At 51.1% G+C, this 26,892-nt stretch carries 19 protein-coding genes; 4 read left to right on the forward strand and 15 right to left on the reverse strand.

The window, feature by feature from the left end:
* Window positions 1-27 precede the first annotated feature (27 nt).
* The 11 genes from CEE69_RS22290 to CEE69_RS22340 all read right to left on the reverse strand — a co-directional run bounded on the left by CEE69_RS22290 (window position 28) and on the right by CEE69_RS22340 (window position 9,147).
* Window positions 28-654, reverse strand: a complete 627-nt coding sequence (locus CEE69_RS22290) for a hypothetical protein (protein ID WP_099262827.1) — start codon at window positions 652-654, stop codon at window positions 28-30.
* Window positions 651-1,250 (reverse strand): imm11 family protein, encoded by a 600-nt coding sequence (locus tag CEE69_RS33745; RefSeq protein WP_037198987.1) that lies wholly within the window; start codon window positions 1,248-1,250, stop codon window positions 651-653. Before CEE69_RS33745 ends, CEE69_RS22290 begins: the two co-directional genes overlap by 4 nt.
* On the reverse strand, window positions 1,250-1,840 hold the full coding sequence (locus CEE69_RS33750) for an AHH domain-containing protein (RefSeq protein ID WP_081584874.1): 591 nt from the start codon (window positions 1,838-1,840) through the stop codon (window positions 1,250-1,252). The genes CEE69_RS33745 and CEE69_RS33750 overlap by 1 nt, the downstream gene beginning before the upstream one ends.
* Before the next feature lie 125 nt (window positions 1,841-1,965).
* Window positions 1,966-2,559 carry a hypothetical protein gene (locus tag CEE69_RS22305; RefSeq protein ID WP_099262828.1) on the reverse strand — a complete coding sequence of 198 codons (594 nt, stop codon included), beginning with the start codon at window positions 2,557-2,559 and terminating at the stop codon, window positions 1,966-1,968.
* The gene (locus tag CEE69_RS33560; protein ID WP_099262829.1) at window positions 2,559-3,629 is read right to left on the reverse strand and encodes a polymorphic toxin-type HINT domain-containing protein; all 1,071 of its coding nucleotides are present in this window, start codon (window positions 3,627-3,629) and stop codon (window positions 2,559-2,561) included. The genes CEE69_RS22305 and CEE69_RS33560 overlap by 1 nt, the downstream gene beginning before the upstream one ends.
* Entirely contained in the window at window positions 3,630-4,193 is a 564-nt protein-coding gene (locus CEE69_RS22315; protein WP_099262830.1) for an imm11 family protein, read from the reverse strand.
* Between the two features lie 617 nt (window positions 4,194-4,810).
* On the reverse strand, window positions 4,811-5,380 hold the full coding sequence (locus tag CEE69_RS22320; protein ID WP_099262831.1) for a hypothetical protein: 570 nt from the start codon (window positions 5,378-5,380) through the stop codon (window positions 4,811-4,813).
* 569 nt (window positions 5,381-5,949) lie between these two features.
* Window positions 5,950-6,438, reverse strand: a complete 489-nt coding sequence (locus tag CEE69_RS22325; RefSeq protein ID WP_099262832.1) for a hypothetical protein — start codon at window positions 6,436-6,438, stop codon at window positions 5,950-5,952.
* Window positions 6,435-7,424, reverse strand: a complete 990-nt coding sequence (locus CEE69_RS22330; protein WP_143549310.1) for an imm11 family protein — start codon at window positions 7,422-7,424, stop codon at window positions 6,435-6,437. Before CEE69_RS22330 ends, CEE69_RS22325 begins: the two co-directional genes overlap by 4 nt.
* A 20-nt stretch (window positions 7,425-7,444) precedes the next feature.
* Window positions 7,445-8,296: a polymorphic toxin-type HINT domain-containing protein gene (locus CEE69_RS22335; RefSeq protein WP_099262834.1), complete on the reverse strand. Its 852-nt coding sequence runs from the start codon at window positions 8,294-8,296 to the stop codon at window positions 7,445-7,447.
* Between the two features lie 110 nt (window positions 8,297-8,406).
* Window positions 8,407-9,147, reverse strand: coding sequence for a hypothetical protein (locus tag CEE69_RS22340; RefSeq protein WP_099262835.1), 741 nt, complete (start codon window positions 9,145-9,147; stop codon window positions 8,407-8,409).
* A 487-nt stretch (window positions 9,148-9,634) separates the two neighbouring features.
* Between CEE69_RS22340 and CEE69_RS33315 the strand changes: the two genes are divergently transcribed.
* A complete protein-coding gene (locus tag CEE69_RS33315) occupies window positions 9,635-9,838 on the forward strand; it encodes a hypothetical protein (RefSeq protein ID WP_233215519.1) in 204 nt (67 codons plus the stop codon).
* 44 nt (window positions 9,839-9,882) lie between these two features.
* On the opposite strand, the gene CEE69_RS22350 is transcribed toward CEE69_RS33315, so the two are convergent.
* The 4 genes from CEE69_RS22350 to CEE69_RS22365 form a co-directional block, all read right to left on the reverse strand.
* Entirely contained in the window at window positions 9,883-10,410 is a 528-nt protein-coding gene (locus CEE69_RS22350; protein WP_099262836.1) for a hypothetical protein, read from the reverse strand.
* A gap of 15 nt (window positions 10,411-10,425) precedes the next feature.
* On the reverse strand, window positions 10,426-18,828 hold the full coding sequence (locus tag CEE69_RS22355; RefSeq protein ID WP_099262837.1) for a hypothetical protein: 8,403 nt from the start codon (window positions 18,826-18,828) through the stop codon (window positions 10,426-10,428).
* A gap of 259 nt (window positions 18,829-19,087) precedes the next feature.
* Window positions 19,088-20,698: a methyltransferase regulatory domain-containing protein gene (locus CEE69_RS22360; protein WP_158231063.1), complete on the reverse strand. Its 1,611-nt coding sequence runs from the start codon at window positions 20,696-20,698 to the stop codon at window positions 19,088-19,090.
* Window positions 20,699-20,802: 104 nt separating this feature from the next.
* Window positions 20,803-22,419: a hypothetical protein gene (locus tag CEE69_RS22365; RefSeq protein ID WP_099262839.1), complete on the reverse strand. Its 1,617-nt coding sequence runs from the start codon at window positions 22,417-22,419 to the stop codon at window positions 20,803-20,805.
* 553 nt (window positions 22,420-22,972) lie between these two features.
* Between CEE69_RS22365 and CEE69_RS22370 the strand changes: the two genes are divergently transcribed.
* From CEE69_RS22370 to CEE69_RS22380, 3 genes are all read left to right on the forward strand, one after another.
* On the forward strand, window positions 22,973-23,707 hold the full coding sequence (locus CEE69_RS22370) for a hypothetical protein (protein ID WP_099262840.1): 735 nt from the start codon (window positions 22,973-22,975) through the stop codon (window positions 23,705-23,707).
* A gap of 85 nt (window positions 23,708-23,792) precedes the next feature.
* A complete protein-coding gene (locus tag CEE69_RS22375) occupies window positions 23,793-24,308 on the forward strand; it encodes a dockerin type I domain-containing protein (protein WP_143549311.1) in 516 nt (171 codons plus the stop codon).
* A 399-nt stretch (window positions 24,309-24,707) separates the two neighbouring features.
* The gene (locus tag CEE69_RS22380) at window positions 24,708-26,804 is read left to right on the forward strand and encodes a dockerin type I domain-containing protein (RefSeq protein ID WP_158231064.1); all 2,097 of its coding nucleotides are present in this window, start codon (window positions 24,708-24,710) and stop codon (window positions 26,802-26,804) included.
* Window positions 26,805-26,892 lie beyond the last annotated feature (88 nt).

The raw sequence follows: 26,892 nt of genomic DNA on the forward strand, positions 1-26,892 counted from the left end.
ATTGAAACATCAACATTCAACGCGCTGTTAGGCGACTGGGAGTCGGTTGGTTGTCGAAAATGGATGGTAGCCGTTTTGTCTAAGTAGCCGCACTAGTTCTTTTCCACCTTCTTGTTGTGCAAATTCAAATTCGGTCGCAAGAATCTCCAATGGGACCATTATTCCAAATTGATTGGGCGTAGACTCGGGGCTAATAGCGTCGAATACGAAATAGCTGCCTCTGAGCTCGTTTGTCTCAGCTGAAAATTCGCATGTGTCGAATCGCTCGACTGGGACTTGGAGGCAATGAAGAGCCAGTGTGTTCAGGATTGTTGTGAATCTGATGTAGTCACTCCCAGCTGATGCAGTTTTATCTTGGGCTGCATTTGGTTCGAAAGGGACCCGAGTGAACATGGCCAGCTCATAGCCAGCGAATGATGAATTGCAGGGACCTCTGCCTGGAGCGTCACACAGCTCCATGGTGACTACAGCTGTGCCCTGCTGCTGGGGGAAGTCAAAATGATACAGGTCGAGTGCACCGCCTGCTGGAAATGGGATTATTGAATGCAGTACGTGTTCATGCTGCTTACCAATCCATTGTTCGATTTGTCTAGCTTTGTAGTCGTGCCATTCTTGGATGTTGAAGTTTGAGTCGGCGTCGTTGGGGTTGGTCATTCGTTCCGGACGGTGCAGATGGGGTTGTTTGGGTCGAATCGGCAACCAGAGAAACCGAAATCCAGGATGGATCTTTGAACATCATCACGGACAAATAGTTGCACTGGACTACCGACTAGACGAAATGCTGGTAGGTCTTTGACATGGTCATAAATTACATGGAATGGGTAGTTTACTCTTAGCGTTCCGTTCGCTCGCGGCGTCCAGTCATCGTTGTCGACACTGGTCCGTTCTCGGTCCAAGCCGTCCACTAGATGTAAGCATTGACCAACCGCAAAGTCTCTGTTGATGTAGGACTTGTCCTTCGGGGAAAATTCGAACGGCAAGAATTGAAAAGTCTCTGGGTAGTGCTTGTTGAAATGTCGTTGAAGTCGACTTGAGAATAGTGGCCACGCATGATCTGCGAACATGAAGTCCAGCGAAGCATCTGGGCCGTCCGAGGCCACCGCAGTCAAGGTTGGATCCCAATTAGTGATCCGTTTACCTTCATCCATCCAATGGCCGCAAAGATTGTCGCGGTTAAAATGGACAACCCAGGGAGAATCATTGTAGTGATCAGGGAAAGCGGGGATCCACTGTGCAAACGAATGTTCCATTATAGTCCAATTCCTTTCAACGCATTAATCGGATCAGCGCTAAGCTTAGCAAATATATTATCGAGTTCATCGAGGACTGCTTTGTTGTAAGCAGGAGTGTGTGAAGTTAGTCCTCGCACCGCGCTTTGCAATCGCTCAAAAACTCTTTGGTGATAAAGTTCAGGGTGAGGTCCAGTATGGTTGGGGACGTACCTTAAGTTGTATTTTCCATGAAGTTTTACGTCCGCATTTGCGAGGATTTGTCGCCCTTCTTCACTCCAGTTTCTAGTCCAGCCTCGCTTCGCATTCGAGTAGTGCGATACCAAATGATGATACTGGTTGTGCACCAGAATTCCAGCGTTACCGACCTGGTAGACGTGCTCGCAATCGACTTCGATATTGTAAACATCGGTAGGCTGGTGATGGAAAACGCTAGAAACAAGTTGCAAGGGGCCATCGTTGCTATGGACTTGTTCGTCGATTTCTAGCTCACCAAGCGGCACCCATTCCAACCGGTCCAGGGACCAGACAGGGTGGATGCTTGTGCCATTGAGAATGGTTCCGTCGCTGAAGGTGGCTTCGACGAGGTTGGTTGCCCCGCGTGTTGTGATGAAGCGTCCGGTGACAAGATTGCCGTGCCCGTCAGTCCTGGGCTATCGCACTGATCGCCATAAATGCTTTACATTCACTGATAGTGCAAAGGCACATTTTTCATGTTTCACGTATTTGTCTACGATTAGGTTTCGCTTCGCATTACTACAGAATCAAAGTAGATGCCTCGTGCCTTCGCCTTCAGCAAAGCAGCCTTGAATTTCTTCGAGCAAGCGTAGAAAAAGACTCTCCCACGAACATTCTCAAAAAATGTGGTAGGCATAGCTATGTTTGCAGTTAAGTCTTTAGAAACAACCGGGAAGCCACAGGTTTCTCGGTAGCGGCCGCAAGCCTTGCACTGCCGATGGAACTCCATCTCTGACGTAGCTGCGTCTACAGCAAATGAGTTTGCTGGTATGCAGATCGAATAGTCGCCCAATGCACTATGATCAATGAAATTGCATTCGTCTAAAAATTCACTGATGATCATATGCTTGATTCGGCTAGACACCAAAATTACTCCATCACCTGACAAGCACCAGTCGGCGGTGGCATTGACACTAATTGATAGGTCGTCAATAGAAATCAGAGCTGAAAGTTCGTCAAACTTGCCGCACCTCGGGCAAGACATGCTTTGGCAAAAGCTGTTTTTAACTAATTTACCTTCTTTGATTTCATAGAACAGCCAGGATTGGTCCTTTACGTCCTTTGGGCAGATCCAAAAAAAATCGGTTTTCATCAGGCAACCCATCCATTTTGGATAGCGATTCTCAGTTCAGATAAGAAATCTCCCATGTATTTCCCGCCGTCATAGACTCGGTAGAACTTTGCAAGTTCTTTTAGCCTTTCGGTTCGAGTAAAGTTTCGTTGAACGACCGCTCCAGAATTATAAGCCCTAGGCATCATGTCTACTACCTTCCCTCCAATAGTTTTGGTTACGCTGCGCAAGTGCGTGTTCAAAGCTGCGTGCAACGCTGTGTGTTCCGCTTCGGTCAACGGTGTGAGCGATGAATGACGATAAGGTGTGCTGCTTCCGAGCGACTTGGGTACCATGTGGTGGTCGCCAGCGCAAGTATTGTGCACCAGAATACCAGCGTCACCGACCCGGTAGACATGCTCGCAGTCGACTTCGACATTGTAAACATCGGTAGGCTGGTGATGGAAGGCTCGAGAAACAAGTTGCAAGGGGCCATCATTGCTATGGACTTGTTCGTCGATCTCGAGTTCACCGAGCGGCACCCATTCCAGTCGGTCCAGTGACCAGACAGGGTGGATGCTCGTGCCATTGAGAATGGTTCCGTCGCTGAAGGTGGCTTCGACGAGGTTGGTTGCCCCGCGTGTGACGAAGCGTCCAGTGACGAGGTTGCCGTGCCCGTCAGAGAGGGGCGGGCAAGATTCAATGGAACGGATGGTTGCCCAGCCGGCAACATTCAGTTCTTCAAGCTGCAGGTAAAGGTGTGCACCCGCCTGGAAGCCCTGCTCCTCGATCCACGTTAGCGGGCGAAGAAGCTCAACCTCGATCCTTGCTCCATCTTCACGCTCGATCTCGGCAGAAAGCAGCCGCCATGTTGATTCGTGTGCGTCGGGAATCGGATTCTCGGCACCGAAGGCTTCTGGGTTCTTCGAGTCGATTCGGGAGCCGAGTGGAACTTCTGCAATCGGGAGAGCGATTGCAGGCTCAGCCTGAGGGGCCTCCCATGCAATTCCAAGGTCGTAACTGAACGACTCGCTTGCGTTGGAGGCATAGGCTCGCTCGAGAAACTGTTTGGGGATCAGGAGAAGATATTGCGAGCCGGAAAGCTTCAGTATCTACATTCCAGTGCTGGCTCTATTGCATTTTTCAAAGGCCATTCCCGTGAGGCGAGCTGATAGGCATGCTTTCATTAGAACCTCACTGACGATAATTGGCACCGGGAATTCAGTTAATCTAAAGCAGTGAGAGTCTCCCGCCTTCGTTTCGTCGATTGCAAGCTTTACGTACCCGCGAATCTTGCCTGCGAATGCGGTGTCCTCTCCGCCGATGTCGAGCAGCGATCTGCCGTAATCGATTGCCTGCAAGGCTGACAGTATATTCATCCCGTATAACGATTCGTTGCCGAGTGTCAGTGGCACAAATTGAACGTCGTTCTCAACGAGCGGAGCAATAGCAGCTTTGAATGCTTTGGATACGACCGGGATATTGAAGGATGATATTGTAAAATCACGCTTTGCCCCTTCCTCGAAGACGGAAAATCGAAATGGGACGTCATTAATAGTCTCTCGTTTTGAGAATGACCAGACGTCGTGCCAGTTCCCATTTTCGTCTTCGTGATCAACGCCTATGAACCTAGCATTACAGTCGTCAACTTCAATGTCCAAACGGAAGTAGTTCATCGTTCAGCAGTCCGCAAATCTCTACTCGCTTTCGATCTCAATGGGAGCCAGTTGCAAGGTTGATTGGTGTGCGTTGGAAACCGGAGTTCAGAGCCGAATGCGTTTGCACCTTTGTTCAGGGGCCCGACGCTGATGCTCGATGTGTTGCTCCGCTTCACGACGCTAGCTCATTGGCCTCGATGCGGCTGCTAGAAAAGCCTTAAGATCGATTCTGTTACTAGAGCAGGCTTGATGTTTCGAGAATAACCCCTTCGCGAGTTCCGACCAACACGTCGGCCGCAATCAAATTGCGAGTGTACTCTGCAAGCACGGTGTCGATATTGGCTAGTCGTCTCCACTCTACTGCAAATCGTTCAGCACATCGCTTGCCTATTATTGAAATTAGTAACATGTACTCTCCGGGCCGGCACGTTGTTCTATAGACTTTGGACTGTTCTGCAATATGGCCGACGAAATCGTCGAGTTGAACCAAGTCAACTATGTCAGTCGCGATCGCGATGGTTGGGGCGATTGTCGATCCTTCATTTGGCATGATTGTCGAAATTGAAAGTAGCTTATTGGTCACTTGTTGGTGCTGCCTGTTGTCACTTTAGGTCAATAGATAGATCGTGGGTTCGCTAAAAGTCTTGCCAGTCGTAGGTGTCAAAGATTTGGTTCTGAGGTTGCAAGCTTTTGATGAGTTGTTCACCTGACTGCTCATCTAATGGGTGTATGTTGTAGTTTTCGGGGGCCTGTTCAACTGTGTTTTTTAGGTCCAATAGATGCTGCATTGATGTCGGTGAGAACATTGGCCGCAAAAGATCGCACATTCGCAGTATATGCTCGCGTGTTTCTCCTTTGGGAACTCCAGGGTGAGTTTCGTTTGTTCCATAGATCGCGTCTCGAATAAGCTGAAGCACAAAAAATGACTCGATGTCTGAGGCTTGCTCCTCGGCAATCGTGTCGTCGTGGTAGAACAGTGTCACGGGCGCTTCTGGCAGCTTGGCCACAAGATAGCCCCAGATATCACCGGCTCCATTCACGGCGAAGGGGAGTACCTCGACAATTCGGTCTGGGCTAATGTAATTTTCCAACGGTGTCTCGACTGGAAACTTTACGTCATAAATTGCCAGGTTATTCTCTTTGTCACTGAGGCTTTTGAAGAGCCCCTTTGTCAAAAGACGCTCGTGTTTAGGAGGGAACTTCATTCGTTTACCATCCTTGTTGAAGTATAAACGTACGGATGCGATAGCCCACGATTGGCGTACACCTGAGCTTCAGGAAGTCCGGGTCGTTAAGTTTCTTCAATGACGCACTTCCGGCGGCTCCCGAGTTGCGTTCGTTCATGGCTACGTTGCCAGCGATCTGCCAACCGGTCATGTCGCTGCTGTTGGCTGCTAGGTCGTTGGCCTATTGGATGACGTGGCCCACTGACGCCATCATGTCATCGAACGTGTAGAAGCTGGCTGCCTTTGATCCCAGTTGAGCGGTTTTGCCAGCACACGCCAGGGGCGATGCGCCTATTGATATTAAACCTGCGTCGATCATGCAATCTTTCGCAACAGCCCATTATCTGAGCAGCTGGCAACCCGATACTTCCTCATGGATTTTGTGTGAACGCCATGTCACCGGGATTAGGTTTGCACTGATTTCTAGCGGCGTCCGCGAGCCTATCTTTGCCGAGAACCCAATGCAAATCCTGACCCCAGCGAAGGAGAGAAAGGGTGCGAGATGCGCTTTTGCTTGGGAAAGATTGGGTGCGAGTCAATGCCGAATATCAGCGGGGCACTACGCGGCGGACACCTTCCATGAAGTCAACCAAGTCTCCGGCGGAGAATAGAGGGTGGGACTTTGTTTTGATCATGTTGTAGGAAAGTTCAATACAGCAATCAGCTGCGGGGGTATCTAGGTATGCGCGCACGTAGTCTATCGGAAAGATGGCCATTGATTGATCAGGGGCGGCGACTGCCAGCAAAGGATTTGCAACACGCTCGCCGCTTTTCCCTATCTGTTTCCAGGCCCAGCCAAACGCTAGTCTTAGTTGCTCTCCCCAAGCAACACCTAGCAGTACAGAGCCGTCTTCATTGGGCGCAAGCTTTTGCAACGCAGTTGCATCTCGCTGAGCCTGGACAACTAGTTGGCCAATTTGAGCGATAGCCGCATCCGGTGAGTCCGTGTCAAGATCGAATCGCTGAATTGCGGTCTCTGTTACGCCAGTGACTAGCTTTCGGTTTTCTTCCGTCATTTCAACGAGCTGGAGTTTCATTGTTGCGGTTTCTTCAGGGGGCGTTTGACCTTGATTCTAGACTTTTCAGTCTTTTTATTGTTTCGATTTCCCTTCCACACGATGACATCCACGGGGTTTGGCCATTCAATTTGATTGACCAAGGGTTCAACCGCGGTAAAGATTTCTTGTGAGTTAGGCCCACTAAGGTGAATTAGCAATGCCTTTTTGCTGGCTTCAGTTTGCTCGACACCACCTATGTAGTCGTCGGAGATTTGCGATTGCGAATCGGCAAGGCAGTTAGCGACCTGTTCCGCAATTTTGTAGCCAATGTCAATTTCACTTTGGGTTGGTTTGGAACCTGCTATCGCTAAGGAAATAGTCATTGATTCGCCATTTAAATTTGCCACATCTCTGCTTCGTAGCCTCGCCGCCTTTGCCGCTAACTGCTTCCAGTCTGCGTTCTCCTCTAGTGGCCACACCTTGTTGAAGCAAAAGCCATTTAATGATGCCGACTCGACTTGCGACTTGTACTCTTCGGTGACGTAAACTCGCTGAGGGCACTCTCGGACACGGAAAATGGCATGGCCATCTAATCTATTAGGGTTGAATACGTGATAGTCGATTCCGAACGCAGTTTCCTTCGAGCTGCCTGGAGCTGGGAAAGATATTTTTGAGTGCTGGCGATCTAGTGCATCCGAAATATGATGAATGTTGAAAATGTAGTACGTTCCAGCGACTGTCTTTACAGGAAGTAGCTCTCCGCTTCTCAACAATAAATCTCCTAGTACTTCCACCGCTCTAGGGCTGTAAACAGGGTGTCGAATGGCTACGCGGGTTAGATCCACGAATGGACGCAATGCACCAGCGACTACAGGTGGGACCCATGCATTTGAGAAGCTTTTGGGAGACCACGATAGCTTAACGCCCAGTCCCGAATTGAAATCGTCGTCAAGCGTCCCGCCCCCGAAGAGCGAATCAGCTTGATCGAAATCTATGGCTTCAAATCTTGGGTCATCGAAAGTCATTGACTGTTCAAATATCTCCACTATACAAATTCTCCATTTAATATGCGCCCGCGAAGGCGGTTTAATGCATCGATCGCATCAGGCTTCGACACCACGCCTTGAAATTCATCCACTAGTTCGGTTATGTACTTCGCCTTGTGAGTGCCCAAATGACCTGCTCTCGCCCAGAATCCATTGATAGCGGAATTTGAAAGTCCAGTATCCCTCAATAGTTTTTGTATTCGCTGCAGTTCGAGTCGCTCTGCAGCTTTGACCCAGCTAAACATTTCGGAAGGTACGATATGCGCCGCGTGATAGAGCGAAACCCCGTTGTTTGATAGGAACGGAGGTTTCCACACTCCATTTTTCGTCAGGTCCTTGCCCAGTGCCGCGCTGTCGCCGCAGGCATTGTGGACTAAGACCCCAGCGTCACCGACCCGATAGACATGCTCGCAGTCGACTTCGATATTGTAAACATCGGTAGGCTGGTGATGGAAGGCTCGAGAAATAAGTTGTAAGGGGCCATCGTTGCTATGGACTTGTTCGTCGATTTCGAGTTCACCGAGCGGCACCCATTCGAGTCGGTCCAGTGACCAGACTGGGTGGATGCTTGTGCCATTGAGAACTGTTCCGTCGCTGAAGGTGGCTTCGACGAGGTTGGTTGCGCTGCGTGTGATGAAGCGTCCGGTGACCAGGTTGCCGTGCCCGTCAGAGAGTGGCGTGCAAGGTTCAATGGAACGAATGGTTGCCCAGCCGGCAACATTCAGTTCTTCAAGCTGCAGGTGAAGGCGTGCACCCGTCTGGAAGCCTTGCTCCTCGATCCACGTTAGCGGGCGAAGAAGCTCGACCTCGACCCTCGCTCCATCTTCACGCTCGATCTCGGCAGAAAGCAGTCGCCACGTTTATTCGTGTGCGTCGGGTATTGGATTCTCGGTACCGAAGGCTTCTGGGGTCTTCGTGTCGATTCGGGAGCGAGAGTGTTGCATCAGTTTAGCGATTTGGTCTAAGGAAGCTTAATTGGCTTTTCCATTGCATCTTTATCCCAATACGGGCTGTCATATGCTGATGCACTTAGCTCTTCCCCCCATGGTAAGGAACGCAACAGGGGTGTGATGTGCGTCAGCAGCTTCTTTGGGTTTGGGCAAGGCAAGAGAATCTTCGTTCCTTCCGTGTCTGCCAATTCCCCAGCCAAGCCTCCGAGATAGGGGGTGTTTGGTTCGGTTAATATCAATGCTTCGGCAATTGCATTGCGAGTCTCGTCCAGGTGTTGAGAAGGGACGCAAACTAATAGCGTCTTTGCCTGTGAGCGTTCGAGGGACTTTGCCTTTAGTTCCGTGGGGTCAGGGGCTTTTGCCCCCAGTGGCCATATCGGATCGAAGAAGAAACCAAGAAGCTTGGCTGCCTCTGCAGTGTCCACAAAATTTTGAGTCACTAGAACTGTCGATAGGTCCTCAGCTAGGCGGAAAGTTGAGAGGTTTTTCAGTTTCGACTCTTTGAGATGATATTCTTCAATATCGAGAAAAAAGTGAGGGTTCTTCTTTAGTCGCAGACCTTTCGTTCGATCTTGGTTGACAGCACCAGATACCACAGTGAGGGTTTGGTATGCCATATAGTCACCGAACTTCGATCTTACCGGAAGTAGCTCCCCATTGGGATCAAGGGCGCGAAAGAGTGCTGCTGTTGCCCGTTTGCTGAAAACTGGTACATGAAAATCGCAACAAGGGAAGTCGTTGAAAGGGTTCACGTTTTCCTGGTACGTGAATTCAGGATGATCCCAGACAGCTCCCAGTCGCGGGACATTGAAGTCAGGGGTTTCTGGATAGAAATTTGTAAAGTCGCAGGTTCGGTCGTTTGGATTGGTTAATCCTGGAAGATCCCATCCGAAACCTTCGAAACGCGGGTCTCTTGCAATTGTGCGAAGTTTGTAAATGTTTATGTCAAAAAATCTCCTCGCTCAATTTCTTCATTTCTCGCCACTAAATTCCCCGGAGAACCACGGAAGAACGCACTCATGGTCGAATCGACGAGCGAAGCTACTACTTCTACGAGCTCTAAGCGGACCTGCCAGACGTTTCAAGGTGGAAGGGACTCCAAGCCGTTGGAATGTCAATCAGCAACACTGAGCGCCGCAAGGGCGATGAGATCTCGGTTCGATACTACATCGTTAGTAAGATGCTGCCTAGTGAAGACTTCGCCAGCGCGGTTCGTGGGCATTGGGGAACTGAAAACAGTTGCCACTGGCAACTTATGTGATCTTCGGCGAAGGCCAATATCGAATCCGCAAGGGGCATGGCGATGAGAACTTCTACACGATGCGGCGAACCGCATTGGGTCTATTGAAACAAGAGAAAACAGCCAAGTGTGGAGCAAAGAACAAACGCCTCACTGCGGGTTCGGGCGACGGCTACATGGAAAGAGTCGTTCTCAGCACGTGATTCGCCGTGCAATCGCCCTGACAATGTAATGAAGTCACTGGAGATTATGTAGCCTTCGTGAATTTGCTGAGTATTTCATTAGCTTCATCGACTAATTCCGAATGTTTATCTCTCGCAATTTCTTTCAGATCTTCGGTCAAAAACGCGTACAGCTCTGGACGCTCAACGCTACCATGGCACAAATAGCTGATCAGTCGTGACAAGCAAGCTGATTTTGAGTTCTTACTCAATGAGTGTGAGAGAAACGACTCGATTGATTCAAGCCAAAACTCTAGTCGCTTTAGCATCTCTGGTGTCGCGAGGCCGTTTCTTCGTATCGGACTCAGTTCCGCGATGCCAAGAAGTCTCAGTGTTTGGCACATTACTATCATGGAGCTAATCAGATCGCGGTCAATGGCTGACGGTTGGGACAGGTTTCGGTATTCGGAGATTGCCGCCTGCATGAATTCTGCAAACGATTCTTCATTGCAGCCTTTGAACGGTCTGAGCGTTTCTGCGAGACTCGGTTGTACTCCATTCTCCAATAGAGTGATCCCGCTATGATGCTGCAGGACTGCAAGATTTGAACTCATTTGAATTAACTTCCCTCAATTCAGGTATTCTATGATTGCCCGAGGGTCGATTCCGCCGGTGATAAGTATTTCCTTTGCTCGAAGGACATTCTTAACGTCAATTCCGCGGCCGTGTCTCTTAACGTGCTGGAGCACGTTTGAGTGAGAGACGACTCCCGATCCCGTCTCAAGCAGTTTTTTGATGTCAATTTTTACCAGGCCTGCGCCACTTTTGTAAAAAGCAGCACCGCTTTCTTCAAGTGACGCTGAAATATACTTTGTCGGATAGCCTTGTATGTGATCAGTGATCGTTCCGCCAACTCCTTTCGGTAGGATCCGCTGGCCAGCTGCGTACCTCGCAAGGTCGTCTGCGTCTAGTGCTCGATAGCAATTGTTGTGCACCAGGATACCAGAGTTACCGACCTGGTAGACGTGCTCGCAATCGACTTCGATATTGTAAACATCGGTAGGCTGGTAATGGAAGGCTCGAGAAACAAGTTGCAAGGGGCCATCATTGCTATGGACTTGTTCGTCGATTTCGAGTTCACCGAGCGGTACCCATTCCAGCCGGTCCAGTGACCAGACAGGGTGGATGCTTGTGCCATTGAGGATGGTTCCGTCGCTGAAGGTGGCTTCGACGAGATTGGTTGCCCCGCGTGTGACGAAGCGTCCGGTGACCAGGTTGCCGTGGCCGTCAGAGAGTGGCGGGCAAGGTTCAATGGAACGGATGGTTGCCCAGCCGGCAACATTCAGTTCTTCAAGCTGCAGGTGAAGGCGCGCACCCGTCTGGAAGCCTTGCTCCTCGATCCACGTTAGCGGGCGAAGAAGCTCGACCTCGACCCTTGCTCCATCTTCACGCTCGATCTCGGCGGAAAGCAGCCGCCACGTTGATTCGTGTGCGTCGGGAATCCGATTCTCGGCACCGAAGGCTTCTGGGTTCTTGGTGTCGATCCGAGAGCCGAGTGGAACTTCTTCGATCGGGACGACAATCGCAGACTCAGCCTGAGGGGCCTCCCATTCAATTCCAAGGTCGTAACTGAACGACTCGCTGGCGTTGGTCGCATAGGCCATCTCGAGATTTGATTTTGCGACGGGCAACGCAGACAGATGGACCTTCGTACCGGCGACAAAGCAGCCGCCGAGCTTCAGGAAGTCCGGGCCGTTGAGTTTCTTTAAGGCCGCACCTCCGGCGGCTCCCAACGCGGGTGCGAAGTTGAGACCGATCATGGCAACGTTGCCAGCGATCTGCCAGCCGGTCATGTTGCCACCGTTGGTCGCTAGGTTGTTGGCTTGCTGGATGCCTTGGCCCACTGCCGCCACCGTGTCCACAAACGAGTAGACGCGGGCTGCCGCGAGGCCAACTTTTGCAATTGCACTGGCACAAGCCGGTGCCGAGGCGCCTCCTGACAAAACGCCGACGCCGATTTGGACAACCACGCCCGCAACGGCGCCCTCTACATATCCAACCGTGTAAGCGAACTCATGGCCTTCGATTGCCCCGAGGTTTGGAATGGAAAGGTCGTATCCATAAACGACCAGTCCTTCGAACGGGTTGATTACGTCGAGGAAGCCATCAATCTGGCCGTTCACGTAGCTTTGGTACGATTCGATCGCATCAATGATGACGGGTTCGTAGTAGTCCCAGGCCCCTCCGGGATCGCCTGTTGCCAAGTACAGCTCATTGATAAACGCAGTCCCAGTGTCCTGGATCCAGGTTGTCAGGTCATTGACGCTATTTACTAGCTGGGCACCGACGGAGAATTGCCATGAGGTGGCAAGCTGTGGCACGTAGTCTTCGGTAGACAGTTGTAATGTGACACTGAATGGTGTGCCGGTGTTGTCGTATCCAGAGTACGTGTTGCTTGCGTACCGATCGCCATTGGTGCCGCTGAAGGTCACTTGGCCCGATTTGTTATCGAGTGAGTATGAACCGTCAAGTTTGCCACCTGAGCTTTGCCAGTTGCCTCCGCTGGCCTTGCCTTCGGAGTATTCGTAAATGCCGGTGTTGCTCCAGCCGTAGGAGATATCGGTCGAATAGGACTGCTTGGTGTCTCCTGTGAATGACTTCATTGACACATGTGGATTGGTGTAGCCGTCAAAGGCACCTCCGTTCGGATCGCCACCGCCATACCCCTGATCAAAGTTCCATCCACTACCGGATCCTCCTCCGCCGTAGCCGCCATATCCACCGCTCGAGTTCGGGTCATAGACGCCGACCCCCGTGGTTTTGTGTTGGACGTCGATTTTGTGCGAGTATGAACCTTCATTGTGCCATGTGCCGCCTCCGTAACCGCCGGAACCACCGCCACCATAACCCCCATAGCCACCATAACCCCCGTAGCCACCATAACCGCTGCTCCCGGCCGTCGATCCTTTGTCGGCGTACTTGTCATCGCGATCGAAGTCGCGGAACACTTCTCTTTCGATCGCTACTTCGACCTTCGACGAACCGGCGGTCTGGGTTTCAATGCGGGTATCGAATGTGTGCGATACGTCGGTTTCAGAGTACTTGTGGTAGTCTCCATTGCTGGATCCATAGTAATAGTTGCTAAACTCCTGGATATCGTCTTTGCGGTCGTATTCGCCGGTGTGCTTGTTGTCGACATACACCTTATGAACGACAGTCGAGTTGTATTTTGTGACGGGCGTCGGGCCCGAGTTGTCGACGCTACGGAAATGGGTGACTGTGCGGACATCCTTGTTGTCATCGTGGTTCTTATCCGCGCCGTATTTGTCGCTGGTGTTGATGTCCGAGACGGTCTGCTTAGTGGTTGTTTCGTCGAACTTGGTGGTGGTTGATTTACTACCGGCATCGGTGACCCAGCCATCCGTCCGTTCCTTCACCGAATTGTTCGTTACGACGGTGGTCGAATCCACGACGCGGTTGTTTGCCGTGTAAGTAGTAACACGGTGCGTCGTGGTTTTGTCATCTTCCGTCCGGATCGTCCCTTTTTCCGAGAACTCAGTGTCGGTAGTGGCTTTGGTGTCGGTCTCACCGTTGGCTTTGTGTGTGACAGCGAGAACCACATCTGTGCCGTACTTCGTAATCGTACCGACGTCTGTCGAGTCGTTTTTGGTTACAGTCTGCGTGAACGTTCCGCCGCTGACATTGCCCGAGGTCGTTTCATAACCTGTGGTGGAGCGTTTTTCGGTTTCCGTTTGCTTGCCTTCGCTGTGGTAAGTCTGTGTCCCCACCTTCGCATTGTACGTGTGGACACCGGCCTTGATGTCGTGTTTGCGTGTCAGGTCAACACTGAAGTTGGATTTGCCTTTGTCGGATTTGATCTCACTGATCGCGTAAGCGAAGCCGCTGATCGTCCGATTGGTTTTGCTCTCTTGGTACTTGTCCCAGGTTCCCTTGCCACCACCGTTGGCGGTGGTGTAAAGGTGCCCCGATTTGTCACCTCCGTATCCACCTCCATAACCGCCTCCGTATCCACCTGACGATCCGTCAAGCGAGGTCGTTGTCCAGTCGCGGTCGAGTGTCGACGTGATCGAACCATCAGAGGTGGTGTTGTTGTGGCCCTCGGAGGTGATGATGGCATGGCCTTGAGTTTTGGCATCGCCGTTGGTGGTTGATATGGTTGAATCGTCCCAAGTGACGACTGAGGTTTCATTGCGTTTGTCGCGGACGACCACTTTGCTATATCCATCACTTCCCACGATCGAACGAGTCGAGTTGAAGCCGGACCAGGTTGTGGTTACATCGGATGTGTCGTCGACATCCGTGACTGACTTGATTGTGTGGCTGGTGGCGTTGTCGGTGGTCGTCTGCGTGTATTTTCCGTCAACCTTTGTGTGACCCAGAGAAGAGCCTTTGCTTTCTGATCGGCTGTCAAGTTTGTCAGTCAGCGTCGAGCCATCCGCGTAACGATTGAATTGTGAGTTGCTTATCGTCTCGAATTTTCCACCGCCGTCATCGTTGTTGATTGTGACGACTTTCCAGTCGTATTGGACGTTTTGACCGGTTGGTCCCGCTGGTGATCCGCCGTAGCCTCCGTAACCACCGTAGCCTCCATAGCCCGATGAGCCGCCACCATAGCCACCTCCGTATCCACCTGTGGTGGAGTCATCTCGTGTCAGCGTTGACTTCGAGTGATCGCCCCAAGTGAAATTGCCGCTTACTTTCAGTTTGTCCGTTCGGTCTTCCGTGGTTGTGCCATTGATTGTCGACACAAAATAGTTGGATGACGCAGTTCCGGTCCCGGTAGACTTCTCGTTTCCATCGGTCTTGGTGTGAGTGAGCATCCCTTTGGTGTCGCTGTACTTGTAGTCGAAGCTTTCGCCATTGTATTCAGACGAATTCTCTGCAAGCGTTACCGTGGATGTTTCGTCGTACTTATTGGTTGACACCGTGTTCGGCGTGATACCTGACACCAGGACAGATGAGGTAAATGTTGACGCGGTAAAAGTGCCCGACTGGTTGAGAATTGCCTCGGATTTGCCATCCTGCGTTTGATCGATATGGCTTTTGGTGTGCCCATAGTCTGCAACATCCATGGTCGTATTGCGTTTTGAGTTGTCGACGACCTTTCCGCCTTCGTTGTAGCTTTCAACCTCCTTCGAGTACGAAGTGTTGTCGCGATAGCCTTCGACGTGACTCGTCGACCACTGTTTGTATTTGACGTCGGTCAGGTCGCGGTTGGACTTCGATTTGTAGGTGACCGTCTCTTTGAATTGTGGCGTGCTAGATCCGTCTATTGTTGCGACGGTGTATCGGATCTTGGTTCCGTTCCCCGAGTCCTTTGTCTTGTCGCTGTATTTGCCTGATTCGTTGCGTTTTGACTTGGCGTATGTTTCAGTCGTGCTGTCAGCGAACAACTCGTAAGTGCTTTCGGTGTGGAAATCGTACTTTCCGTCACTGCTACGGACGCTCTTCGAATCCGCTTTGGAATTGTTCGTCCGAGTCCAACCGCCGGTCGTCGATGCTTCGCTAACTTCCTGATGACGTTTTGTTGTGACGGTTTCTTTCGATGTGCCTTCTCCATCACTCTCTGATGTCTCGTACGCGGTATGAACTCCGTTCAAGACTAAGTCATGGGTCGTTGCTTTGGATTTCGAAGAGTCTTTGCCTTCGAGGTGCTTCACTTCCGACGCAGTGGACCATGTGAGCCCGTGACTGGTGGGGGTTACCGTCTTCGACTTCATTGTGTTGTCGTAGACATAAGTCGAGTCGTTCTTGTCCTTTGACTTCGAATCTGATTGGCTCGTTGAACTTGTTGCTCCAGAAACGTTAGTTTGTTCCTGTTCGAGGCTGTATGTCCAAAGAGAACCAGTCGAGGCAGTAAGGGTGTGGTTTTTGCCTGACTGCGTCACAACCGTTCCCGAGAACGTTTGCGGAGTTCCCTTTGTCGCGTCGATGTCGTATCCGGGAGCTTGGCGAGCGTCGGTCGACTTGCTGGTGACAGTGATGTCAGAGTTAGATTTGGTCAGGCCGTCGTCGGTCGACTCAGACTTGGAAAATGAGTCGGTCGTCTTGTTAGCGTAAAGATTAGTCTCGGCAATCGAGAAGAGCTCATAGGTGCCGTCGAAATCGCTGTGTCCTTTCGACTCCGTTTTTTGCCACGTTTTCAAATTCGTTGTACCGCGATTGATGTCGGTGACTGTGCCTTCATCGTCCCTGGACCATTTACGGTCTCCCTTTTCCGAATTGTCGAAATAGGAGTGGGCGGTCTTGGTTGTCGTTGCTCCTACTGTCTTGCTGGTTTGAGAATCGGATGCATTGGTGATGAATTTCCCATCGCGATCATCGACAAAGTTTGACTTTGAATGCGTTTCGCGAGTGACTCCAGGGCTTAGGACTTCGGTCCCGTCAATCGTGCTGACCGTTTCTGACTGCGATAGATTCGTGCCAGAGTCTTTGGATGTTGAGTCGCTTGACTTTTCTATGACGGTTGCGGAGCCGATCGAGACAGTTGTTTTTTCTTGATCAAGTCCCGTAGACGTTCCGTTGCCTTTCCAACTGGTTAACGATTTGGAGTCAGATACTCGAACGAGGCCGGCGGTTCGTGTGTCCTGGGTATGAGAGGACTTATCAAGTGAGCCGCTAAGGGTATACGTCCCAGCTGTGTCAAGCACGACCGACTCGAAACCGCTTTTCCCAATTTGCGAATCGTCTTTCCAATCGTGTTTAGCGACGTTCTTCCAAACGTTCGTCTCGTCTCTTTTTGACTCGTTTTCAATGTCCGTAGTCGAGTAGAAGTTTGTTTGGATATCTTGGGTGTTTGATTTTCCGTCGGTGGTCGTGTGGCTAACAGTTGTGCCATCGGTTGTCTCATCGAAAACGTCCCAAGCTTTGGTGTGCCCGTCTGAATTCGACTTTGTTTCAACTGTCGTGGCTTTTGACTTCGAATTTGTGACTGAATTGAAGGTTGAGTGGCTCGTCGAGTTTGTGACGGTGCCGGAAGTGCGAGTGTCAACACGCGTAAAATCGGAGGTGGACGTGCTTGTGCTTTTGTCCTTGCCAAAGCGATCGAGTTTGCTGTAATCGTTCGATGTGAAGACTCCGCCGATGGTGGATTGGCTGCCGTTGGCTGATCCAATGTAGAAGGTTTGGCCGTTCGACGTGTCATTGCCGTCCTTCTCAATCGTTTCGGTCACGCCAGACGCAGGAGTTGAGACGCTCGTGCTCTTTCCGTGGGATTTCGTGTCGTACTTTGTGTTTCCGGAGCTCGTGTTGATATAGCTCTCGCCTTTGTCGACATCCCATGAGCCGTCGGTCTGTAGTGTGCCGGTGCTCCAGCCTTTCGTATTCCAGGAAGTGGTGCCGTTGTCGTACTGGTTTTCGCTTACAGTTGCGTACGACGTTTCAGTTGGGGTCGATGATGAGTGCGTTGCTTGGGATTTTGAGTAGCCAGTATGCATGCCGCCGCCGATGGAGCTGAAGCTCATAGAGCTTGCGCCGGTCGTGGTGAATGTTTGCGCGACGCGCGAGTGAGTTCCGCTGGTCAGCTGATCTTGATTGCTGACGCCGGATGAACTGCTCGTGTAGCTGCTTGTCATCGAGGAGACACTACCTGCCTCGCTCTTGTCGTCAATTTTGGTGTTGCTGATGGAGCTGGTGGTCCATGTTGAGTCCGATTCAAGGGTTGTGCCGAAGGTCGCCTTGAAATCGTCATGCTTGTCACCAAAGCGACGGTCGCCAACCGATGTTCGAACCAATGTGGTGGTGGTGAGCGAAGGAGAGCTTCCCGTTGTCTTTGATACAGCATCAAGCCCGACGATTGCCTTGTCTATTGTCTGCACCCATTCAGTGCGAGCCACAGTGATGTCGTCGGTGCGTTCGAAACGGTAGTCGGCCAAGCTTTCGCCATCGACTACAGAGTATTCGTCAATATGCCGTTCGCCATCCAACGAGAAATCTGTCTGAACAAACGCGGCGTCTGTGATGCTGTTGTCCAGGAATTTATTCTCGGTAACTCCACCAGTTGCCGTTGAGCGTGTGTAGATTTCGGAGTCGACGTCTGTGTCGTAGAGGTCGATGTCGAGGTCGTAGTAGAAGTCCTCGTCGAATGTCGTAGTTCCATCTACATCGATGCGGTCAATATCCGAATCGTATTCCCAGTTGAGGTAACTGTCGTCCGTCGTCTGGATTGTCTCCGTACCGCCCCAGATCGGCGTGGTCGTCGTTGTCCAGATTAGTGAGTCAACATAGCCGTCTAGGTCATAGTCGTAATCTTCATCCTTTGTGACGGCATCGAAAGCGTCAACTATGCGCGTACCATTAACGGAAAGTCGGAAGTTGTCTTCCTGTTCTTCGTCGCCGTTGCGGTGTTCTGTGCCGCTTCCAAAGCCGTTGGTGAAGGTGTCGCTGAACGCCCAGTCCAGCTCAGAAAATGCTTCTCGGGTTTCCAGTAAATGGTAAGTGGCGTTGTCGAGTGAGACATCGCCGTTTGCGGTAAATTGGTATCGATATTCACCCGAGATATCAGACTGGTTTGTGGTGCCATCCGCGTCCGTCCATGCAGCCGATCCATCATAGCTATATACGAACAGCTCGCTGTAGGTCCAAGTGTCTACCGTCGGGTAGTCAACATCTATGACCCAGGTCCAGTGGTCGTCGATTTGATAGGATTGGCCATTGGCGGAAATGGTGACAACTGAGTTGTCTGGGTCCGCTAAGTTCTGGTCCGTAGCGTTGAGGTGCGGCTGGAAACGACGGTTCGCACTGAATGACTCTCTGGCAAAGCCATCCAGTGCGACGATTGGTTCGTAACCACCTTCGAAAGTGGACTCTTGCGCTTGGTCCGTCGTTTCGATTGTTGGTCTCAAACTCCCGACTATCCCCATCGGGATACCTTCCGCATCCATCACCTTCCGCTCTTCAAGCCGTTCACCGACGACCCGAGCGGCTGGTCGCTTTTGCTTGACTTCGCGATAGGTCAAGCGGAAACCGAGTTTTGCCAGAACCAAACGCCACGACGATGGAGTTGATTTCATTATTGACCATTTCGAAGATTGGACAGGAAAGCCGGCGCAAAGCCCCGTAACTAGCTGGACGGGGAGCGTACCACCCTTAGATTTGAGCGGCAAATGTATTTTGCGGCAAAATCCAAAGTCTTTTTCGCGCTGTCGCTTTCTATTTGTCCAGCCTTGCCTAGTTTTCCAGGGTGCCTGTGCAGGCGTGCAGGCGAGGCGGCGGTTTGGCGGCAATGCGTCTCGCTCTTCTGGGTCACGTCTAAACGAAGATCGTCTGCCTCTAGCTTTCGATCAGCAGTGCCATTTTTGAAAATTTGCTCAGTGAGTCTCTTACGACCTCGTCTGCGATGGCGCGGCAGATATCTGCGTCGGTCACAGGTTCTCCGTTCTGGTGAGCGATCAGCAGTCCCTGGTCCATGAGTTCACAGACCTCGGTGACGAGGTGCTCGACGGTGATTGTGCCGTCAAGCTTTAGAAGCAATCGCTTTTCGATGTCCGACAGATTGACAGTCTCATGTCGCAAGTTTGTTACAAATCCTATTTGCCCAGCCATCGTCCGTGCTAAGTCTGTTGCTCGCGGCTGCTCAGGAGGGGTTGGCGAATACTGTGCAGGCTCGATTGATAGTTCTACGTGGCCTGTGGCATAGCAGCGCAATAGTGATTTGCCAAGCCGGTCGGCTTCTGAGCTGGAGCCGGTCGTATCGACAATTGAAGCCTGCTCGGCGATCAGTGATCTCGCAATCGCTACCAGTCGTCCAAACGAAATGTAGTTTGGCCAGATTGTTCCTAGGTGCGCCAGTGCCGCCTTGACGATAGGGTCAGTGGTTTTTGTGACTGATGCCCCCGACTCGAACGTTGCCGGGCTGTTGTCGCTCAGGCTGCGAATGGGCTCGGCAGGCTTTGTGTTCGAGCAAATGTGGAGCTCGCGAAGACGAGCTGGAGAAAGACCTCTGTCGATGGACACGCTATCCCTGCAGACAAGGGTTTGGCGAAACATGCGGTTGCGGACAAAGTCCATGTATTGTTCTTTTTCAACAATGTTTTCAGACAAATTGTTCAGCATGGATGCGACGCTCGGTGAAAAATTCTCGATTGCCATAACCGAGAAGTCCGCTTCGCCTAAGTACTGCAGCCCGGCCTTCTCTATTCGTTCGGCAAATTCTGAGAAGTAGATTGGCTCATTCACCTCCTCAAGATGCTCGTGGATCAGGTAGTAGTCCTCCTTGTCTTGCAGTTGCTCAAGTTCTGTGTTTAGGAGCATGCCATATGGGTTTCCATCGACCGGTACTGATTCCGCCAAGAAATTGAGAAGTGCTCTGGCTTTTCTGACTTGATCCTCCGGTTTGCCCGGCTTTCGAGTGTGATAGCTCATGATGTCGCGGATCATCCCCCGCATTCGCCAGCCAGGAAAAGTGTTGTAGCTGATATAGCCGATGCCTAGCGGAGTCAGTAGCTGTCCGCAGGTTTCTAAAAGTGCGGTCTGGGCGTCGTTTGGAATCCACGAAAATACACCGTGAGCGATGATGTAGTCGAAATCTTTCAGGTCTGAAGGGATCGATCTTACGTCGCAATGGACGAGTCTTGCATTTGATAGATTTGCTTCTTTGGCAATTTTTTGACCTGCACTAATTTGAGCGTTGGATAGGTCGATTCCAACGAACTCGCTGTTTCTGAAACGATCGGCCATTGGCAAGAGGTTTCCACCTGATGCACACCCGATTTCGAGGACTCTACAGCTTGCAATGGAAGGGGATTCAATGCCGTATAGCTTCGCGATAGTAGCCAGGCGTTCGGGATGGCTCTGGCGGAAAGGAAAGCTTTTGTATGGAACTCGGTCGTAGGGGGTTGCTGTTTCTGGTGCTGGGGCGTCGGTTTGTTCGAGAGGTTGCATTGTGTGGTTGCTTGGCTTGGGGGTAAAGGGCCAGGATGGGATACCAGGAAACATCAGGGCTCGCTTGTCGGCGAGTACAAACTAGTTCAGTTCACTTTTTCGATTCATTTCCAGTTCTCTAGAAGTATATCGTGGATGCGGCATGCGTTTTTGAGGTGGCGAGCAAGCCCGTTGCCGACTTTCGGGTTGCCGTTGTAGACAGTGTCGCCGACCGGTACTAGCGGCGATGAGAACTGATGCTCGATGTAATCACCTTCTGGTAGGAAATACGGTGAGTATACAAAGGGGGGCTCTATTCTGCTGTTGCCAAGCGAGTCTCGGTTGTTGATGAGCTCTAATAATTCGACGGTTCTTTCGTCCGTTGATCGTTCAGGGTGCAAGAGCCTGCGCACTTCGGAGAGCGTTGTTGGTGACGTTACGTTCTTTTTGAAGAATATGTGTTCAGGGGGTGTCAAGCAAATGAAAACGAGGGCCTCGTTAAAGGGAGCCTGGAGATTGCCGGGCCAAATGTAGAATTTTGCATCGTCGTTGTGGTGATGGCACCAACTAACTAATTCTTCGAAAATAGCAAATGGGATTCCGGTTATTTTGAGATTCGGGACAGCAATTGGTTGCCCTTGGACTAATGGTCGCAGATACCGGCCATGCCATATTGTTGCTATCTCAAGCTTGCTAGGTAAGTTGTGTGACGGAAGGCCGAACTTTCTAAAGCCTTGGTCGTAGTTGAGAGTGTTTTCAGCAATGAATGTTGGTCCAAGTTCGTTTGCAGATGAGTGGCTGATGCTCTGTTGTATTAGCCGGCCACCGGTCGCATCGAACGTGATGTCCCAGCTAGCTTGGCTTTCTCGCAGTATTTCGTCGCATTCACCGAAGAAGAATTCGACTCCAAGACACTTTGACGAAAGCAGCATTAGAGTTTCATAAATGTTCAGTGGCACGCCAATCATTCCATTTGTGCCAACTCGCGAAATTAGTGTCGAAACGGTTGGGTCGATTAAGCCATTGAGCGTCTCCATCGGGATGTAGGTTAGCCATTTTCTTCCGTAAGGTTCTTTTATGTGCGGCGAAGACGTTCGGTTTTCTATGACCAGTATGCGAGCACGGCTTCCGAAGCTGATCTTCAAGCTGTTCGCGAGCGTTAGACCAACGCAGCCACCTCCTATGATGCAGACGTTTAGGTCGGGCTCTAACTCGTCGGTTGGTTCGAGATCCTGGGGCGTCCGCGCACGCGTTGAATCAAACAGGACAGCTGCCTCGCTTCCTCTGGTAACGAATTGCATCGAATTGAAGAGGGTTGTGGGGCCTGTTGTCCCGATCAGCTCAGACAGTAGGTTGTATGGATTGCGCTGTTTGCATATTGCACTCCCGGGATGGTGATTGTTGGCCTTGTCGGCTTTTTTAGTAGGTGACCAAAGGTGGCTCGGCGTTGAGAATTTCGCTTCGAAAAGGCTGGAATATAGCCATCCGGGAATGGCGTCGCCTGCAGTTGGCCGTTCATTCCTGATTGCGGAAAGGCAGGCATCAATAAAGCCGTGTTTGTCCGATAGGGGCAAGTTCTGGACGCATCTTCGGGCTTTTTCTCTGCAGTCTATCTGGCTGGGGGCGACCTTCAGGATCTTAGAATACGACGATTTGGCGTTTGAAAATTGCTTCTGTCCTAGGAGGGCATCTGCTAGGCGTCTTGTGTGCTCAATTGAATATTGCATTTCGGTGTTTGTCATTCGGCTTGCATGAATCGTCAAGGCAAGATGCGTTCGCTATGGGAGTTGGTTTTTTAGGCAAATGGCGGTCTGCCCGCGGTAGAGAGGTGCCTTGGAAAGGGTGAGCGGAACGAAGCAAGCGAAGTCTCAGGGCTGAAAGGGCGAGTGAATCGCGATCATTGCAGCGAGTCAGGCGGCCTCGGCATTGGGACAGGTGATTACGTGTCGTTTGGGCCGCCCGTTGCTGAGTGGGGCGGTTCATTTGGGGAGCAGTTCGGCCAATTTGAGCTCATTTCATCAACGGGGCGGTTTCGGCGATGCAGTGTGATCCTGGTAGGCCTTCGTGCCTCAATCGTAGCGAGTTTTTTGGCTGGACACGCATCGGGTGCCTCGCAGAGTGGGAGCGTTTGGGTGCGGCTGGCAATCTCATTGGCCGCGGAGGCTAGAAATTTCCCGGGAAATTTCGTCGGAGGGGGTAGGCGCAGTGTGCGCTAGAGGGGTAGAGTATTGAGCAGCCTTTTCGGGTGGTGTCGCGCCTACCTGGGGATTCGGTGTTTTGTTTTGGGCTATTTTGATGATTTCGTCTTCTAGGTTCTTGCCTTGTCTACTTGGCTTCTTGCTTGGCTTTGGCGGAATGGATTTCTGCCTTTCGAATGAGGGTGACCAGCAAAAGGAGTTGGTTTCGCAAGCCGACGTCGAGAAAGCACTGGCGAGAAAGTCGGTCCCCGAGTTTTCTGGAGCCTTTGGGCGATTGAAAATTTGTATTGCTATGGCAGAGCACCTTCGGTTGAATGATGGCGAGCTGGTGCAGATGAAGAACCTTCTTTCCGGGCTGCACGTGACCAATGAAGATCTTGAGTTGGTTAATCTTCAAGGTGCAATGAATGCAAGTGAAAAAGAGGCCGAACTCCGGTTGCAAAGCCTGCGCAGCCTGATGCAGGTGCGATTCGAGGAGGCAGATGAGGAATTGGCTTCCTTGCTAGGAGAGCGGCGGCGCCGCGAGGTCGTAGGGGTTCAGGCGTACCTTCTTGGATGCGCCATCTTGACCGATCGTGTGCTTGTCGAAGCAATAGAGATTGAGCCCGAACAGCTTGTTGAAATTCGCAAATCTCGGTCCGCGCACCAGAACCGTTGGAAGGAGATCGATGACAGTGATTTTGTCTCGATGACACTTGAGTTGGAAACGTGGGAACGTGAAGTTAGAAAAGTGCTCGCTCCACTTCAACGCAACAGGTTTGACTCACTGGTTTCGATAGGTCGTACTTTGCTACACCCGAAAAACAAAGAAGATAAAGCGGTTTCTCACTGAACGTAGCTCTGTTACTTGAGTTCTGTTGTGGTGTTCACGACTGGCACCTGCCAGTTTTCTTTCTGGAAAGTTATTGAGGCTTTCGATGTCAAGAAGTGTTTTGTTGCTTGTGTTTGCTTTCAGCGTTGTTGCACCATCTCTCGTTTCGGCGGAGGACCCTGGTTCGGTGGAGGGGTTTCCTTCTGGCGTGGTCTACAACTATGATCCAAACGGCGATTCGTTCGTAAGTGTTGATGACCCAAACGCTGTAATCAACCATTTGAACATTGGCGGTCCTTATGACCCTCTGCTCGATGTTAATTTCGATTTTACGAATTCGGCTCTCGATGCACTGATTGTTATCAACGCGTTGGGTCGAAATCCTTGGCAGAACAATACGACGGACCCAGACGATAAGTACGACGTGGATAACTCTGGGTATGCGTCAGCGCTCGATGCACTCCGCATTATTAACGAATTGAATCGCCGTTCGTCGGAGCCAACGCCCCTGCTGTTTAAAGAGGTTGATGCTGATGCTCCTGACTATTACGATGTGGACGGAAACGAAATCTTAGAGTCGGCTGATGCGACAGCAGTAATTGCGCACTTAAACACTCTTTAGGTAGCTTTCGTTAGAAATTTGTTGCAATCAGAGATTGGTTGCGAGTGTACCGTTGAGCATCGCGCCGCTGTGTCGTTGTTCAGCGGTATTTGCTTGGCGGATTGCTGTTGGAGGCAACTTGATATCGCATGATGCGAAAAGCTGGTGGGTTCTGCGATTTGCTGGATCTACCTGATGCACGGGAACTATTTTTACGTTTCCCTCGTCGTAGTGCAGGTGTATAATCAAAGTGGCGGTGGTCAGGGACGCCCGTTGATGGTGCAGTAACTGTGGGTCATACGAGAGACACGCAAATGTTCAGTATCAGCTTGGTAACTCGGCCAAAAACCTCAGGGGTTTAAGATGACAAATGGTATGCGAGCTAGGCGGCTTTCGATAGAAGGTTTAGAGTCGAGGGAGTTGTTAGCTGCCTATGTAATTGAGAGTGGTGCGGACACATCGCTGGGGCAAGCGTTGGTAAGCGCAATCGAGCTTTCAAACTCAACTCAAGAAGCTGATACAATTACGCTCCCCCAGGGCTTTGTTGATATTCCAGAAGGAGCTCCTGCTATTAGTGGTGAGCTTTCGATTTTCGGCAGCGGGCCGGGGACGCAAATTGGCGGTTCAGCAGGTCATCGCATCTTCAGTGTCCTTTCAGGATCGAGTTTAAGTCTATCTCAAATGCATTTGATTGGTGGGGAAGTGCAACAGGGAGGCGCGTTGCTCAATGCGGGGGAGCTGCAGTTGCGAGACGTGTCGATCGTTGGTGGCTCTGCAGAGCGAGGTGGTGCGATCTTTAACAGTGGGCACCTAGTGATTAGTAACGCAGCGATCGCTAACTCGATTGCGGTTGAGGGTGGTGCAATCTACAACACTGGCTCAGTTCTGGGAGACCAGGTTGCGTTCGTTGGCAATCGTGCTTCGGGAGGGCAAGGTGGTGGTGCTGTCAATAATCAAGGGCTACTGGATCTAACAGATTCGGTCCTCGTCGAAAACGAAAGCATTTATTTTGGGGGTGCAATTTCGACAGCTGGGGTCGTCCGGCTTAGCTCAACTGCGGTTACCAGCAATGTCTCGGAGTTTGGTTCGGGAATCGCCATCTTAGGGGGGCAGTATTCAGGCCAAGTATCGACTGCTGGCGAGTCGATCATTGCAGGCAACAGTGCTGGTGAGCTTGGCGTCAATGACATCGCACAGTTCGATGTTGGCTCAGCCGGAGCCTTGTTGTCGCCGCTACTTTCTGCGGAAGGCAGTGTCGAGGCAGCTGATGCCGCAATCAATGAATTGTATCAAACCCTTGATTTGCCAAAGTTCAGCGAATTGACCGATTTAAGAGGGGCAAACTTTGAGGCACAGCGGGACCAAAACGGAGAATTCCAGGTTGTCTCTCGAGTTGGCAGTACGTCTGGTGTCGCTTTGGTGGAAGAACGATACTTGTTGATATCGTTGCCTGTTGAATCGGTGGGGACATTGCTACCGTCTATGTCAGCGCGTGCTCCTTCTTGGGACCGGATCGTAGCTAGCCAGGCCGGATCGAACGATTTGTCGTTTTCCTACGATGGTAATGCGATCGTTTTCGAACTTTCTGAGCTAGGGAGTTCCCCAAACACTAAGTATGAATGGGCGGATTTGGTCGTTCAGTCAGTGAATTCGTCTGCTGGCAGTAGTGTGCTGGTAAATAATTTTGACACAGTTGGCGTTCAGTCAACAACACTTCGCTATCTTCCATCTGCAGGTTTTTCTGGTAGCGATTTGTTGACTGTCACCGCTGTGGATGCGGAGGGCCTGGAGCGTACTGGCACGATCGATGTCGAGGTTTTTGACGACATCACCGGCAAGCTGCAAGTTGTCGCCAATGAATCGTCAGATGGGACATTAGATGTTCAGTTAGAGGTTCCTGGCAACGGGGTAAGTCAGCAGGTGCGGACCTTCTCTCTTGTCGTCTCTTACGACACTGAGGTTATGCGATTCAACGATGTAGCTGCCGTTTCTCCAGCATATCGTTCATTGTCGTCGGTTGAGCGTATTTACGATCGAGCGGGACAGGTTGTTGGTGTGGAGTTGTCCGGATTTACAACAAATGACCCCACCGAAATAATAGCAACGTTGCAACTCCAAAGAATTGCACAAGGCAACGCAATGATTGAGGTGCGGCCCGAGTTTGGCTGGAGTTTTGTTGAGGGCGTCACACCGCTCAGTCCGAAGGTCGTCGATGTTGAGTACGATCGTTTTCGGCCATACGATGTCAACCGAGACGGTGAGGTCACTGCTGTCGATGCGCTTCAGATTATCAATGCACTCAATTCACAGAATTCACCTTCTTTGTCGCTCGACGTGAGTGGTGACGCGGATGTCACTTCGCTCGATGCCTTGCAGGTTATAAATTACCTGAATGCCTTTGGGCCTAGCGGAGAGCCGCTGGTCAGAGCACAAGTTAGCCATACCACTGATCTCTTTTCCAAAGATGACGAAGATGAACGAGATCAGGATGGGCGAATCGGTAGTTTACTGTTCTAAAGAGCCGCTCAGGAATAACTTCCTGGTTCAGCGAAAGCGAATTGTCTTGTAGTTGTATTTAGAGAAAGCTTCGTTGGCCTTGATGAAG

Origin of the sequence: Rhodopirellula bahusiensis, from assembly GCF_002727185.1 — a bacterium.
Lineage (GTDB): Bacteria > Planctomycetota > Planctomycetia > Pirellulales > Pirellulaceae > Rhodopirellula > Rhodopirellula bahusiensis.

Coding starts and splice junctions, on each gene's coding strand:
- CEE69_RS22290 (WP_099262827.1), bottom strand. CDS start 654: ATGACCAACCCCAACGACGCCGACTCAAACTTCAACATCCAAGAATGG.
- CEE69_RS33745 (WP_037198987.1), bottom strand. CDS start 1,250: ATGGAACATTCGTTTGCACAGTGGATCCCCGCTTTCCCTGATCACTAC.
- CEE69_RS22305 (WP_099262828.1), bottom strand. CDS start 2,559: ATGAAAACCGATTTTTTTTGGATCTGCCCAAAGGACGTAAAGGACCAA.
- CEE69_RS22315 (WP_099262830.1), bottom strand. CDS start 4,193: ATGAACTACTTCCGTTTGGACATTGAAGTTGACGACTGTAATGCTAGG.
- CEE69_RS22320 (WP_099262831.1), bottom strand. CDS start 5,380: ATGAAGTTCCCTCCTAAACACGAGCGTCTTTTGACAAAGGGGCTCTTC.
- CEE69_RS22325 (WP_099262832.1), bottom strand. CDS start 6,438: ATGAAACTCCAGCTCGTTGAAATGACGGAAGAAAACCGAAAGCTAGTC.
- CEE69_RS22330 (WP_143549310.1), bottom strand. CDS start 7,424: ATGACTTTCGATGACCCAAGATTTGAAGCCATAGATTTCGATCAAGCT.
- CEE69_RS22350 (WP_099262836.1), bottom strand. CDS start 10,410: ATGAGTTCAAATCTTGCAGTCCTGCAGCATCATAGCGGGATCACTCTA.
- CEE69_RS22355 (WP_099262837.1), bottom strand. CDS start 18,828: ATGAAATCAACTCCATCGTCGTGGCGTTTGGTTCTGGCAAAACTCGGT.
- CEE69_RS22360 (WP_158231063.1), bottom strand. CDS start 20,698: ATGCAACCTCTCGAACAAACCGACGCCCCAGCACCAGAAACAGCAACC.
- CEE69_RS22365 (WP_099262839.1), bottom strand. CDS start 22,419: ATGACAAACACCGAAATGCAATATTCAATTGAGCACACAAGACGCCTA.
- CEE69_RS22370 (WP_099262840.1), top strand. CDS start 22,973: ATGATTTCGTCTTCTAGGTTCTTGCCTTGTCTACTTGGCTTCTTGCTT.
- CEE69_RS22375 (WP_143549311.1), top strand. CDS start 23,793: ATGTCAAGAAGTGTTTTGTTGCTTGTGTTTGCTTTCAGCGTTGTTGCA.